At 63.1% G+C, this 1,389-nt stretch carries 2 protein-coding genes; both read left to right on the forward strand.

Features of this window, described 5'->3' with window-relative positions; genetic code table 11:
* Positions 1-181: hypothetical protein (locus JKG68_RS33105; RefSeq protein WP_210346526.1), on the forward strand; the 181-nt coding region annotated here is incomplete at its 5' end.
* Positions 182-274: 93 nt separating this feature from the next.
* Positions 275-1,389, forward strand: a 1,115-nt coding sequence (locus JKG68_RS32320) for an adenylate/guanylate cyclase domain-containing protein (RefSeq protein WP_202066522.1), incomplete at its 3' end; no start/stop codon positions are given.

Below are 1,389 nucleotides of genomic sequence, written 5' to 3' on the forward strand. Positions count from 1 at the left end.
CTTCGGCAAGTTCAGCGCGCCAGTGGGTTCGAAGTTCCAAAAACGGACCTTTCTTCGAATGACGCCGTCCTTCCATTGGACCGCAACAGACCTTTGCAGTGACCGCTTCGCGGATCCTGTTCCTGGTAAAGGCGGCTCTGTCGTGAAGCGTCGCCACATGACCGTCTCAGTGGTATCATGAACCAGCACGGTCGCGGTGTCGGGCAGCCAGATGGTGCATATCGCGTCAACGCTTGGGCTTCATCCGGCGGATCTCCTGAAGGGAGAGACAGCCATGGCGACTGCAAGAGCGGAGCGGCGGCTGGCCGCGATCCTGGCCGCTGACGTCGTCGGCTATTCCCGCCTCGTCGAACATGACGAGGCGGGGACGCTGTCGGCCCTGAAGGTTCTGCGCCAGGAGGTGATCGATCCGCTGCTGGCCGAGCATCAGGGCCGTATTGTCAAGCTGATGGGCGACGGTGCGCTCGTGGAGTTCGGCTCGGTCGTCGATGCCGTCGCGTGCGCGGTCGCCATCCAGAAGGGCGTTGCCGAGAACCAGGCTGATATCCCAACGGAGCGACGCATCATCTTCCGGATCGGCGTCAATCTCGGTGATGTGATCCACGAGGTTGATGGGGATCTCTACGGCGATGGCGTCAACATCGCGGCCCGCCTCCAGACGTTGGCGGATCCAGGCGGCATTTGCATTTCCGGCACGGCGTACGATCACCTCCAGGGCAAGCTTGACTGCGACTACGAGTACCTCGGCGAACGCGCGCTCAAGAACATGGAGCGGCCGGTGCGACTGTATCGCCCCCTTCTGGAAGGGACGACCGCACGAACGGCATCGCCCAGGCCCGCACTTCCGGACCGACCATCCGTTGCCGTGCTGCCGTTCAACGCCATGAGCGCTGACCCGGACCAGGACTTCTTCAGCGATGGGCTAACCGAGGACATCACCACCGCGCTAGCCAAGCTCAAGGGCTTCTTCGTGATCGCCCGCAACACGATGTTCACCTACAAGGGAAAGCCCGTGGATGTGCGCGCCATCGGGCGCGAACTCGGGATCCGCTATGTTCTCGACGGGAGTGTCCGCAAGTCCGGCAACCGCGTCAGGGTGACCGCGCAGCTCATCGATGCGGCCTCCGAAGCCCATCTCTGGGCCGAGAGGTACGATGGCGACCTCGGCGACATCTTCGTCATTCAGGACGAAATCACCGCAAGCGTCGTCGGCCGCATCGGGCCTGAACTCCTGGCGGCGGAGCATGCCCGCGAAAGCCGCAAGCCGCATCATGGCCTTGATGCCTGGGAATGTGTCGTGCGGGCGGTGTTCCTGTGTTCCCAGTTGTCTGAGGAGAGCAGCCGGAAGATGCTCCCCCTGCTCGATCGGGCAATCGGACTGGCTCCCGA

Origin of the sequence: Microvirga aerilata (genome assembly GCF_016743775.1) — a bacterium.
In the GTDB taxonomy this organism is placed as follows: Bacteria; Pseudomonadota; Alphaproteobacteria; order Rhizobiales; family Beijerinckiaceae; genus Microvirga; species Microvirga aerilata.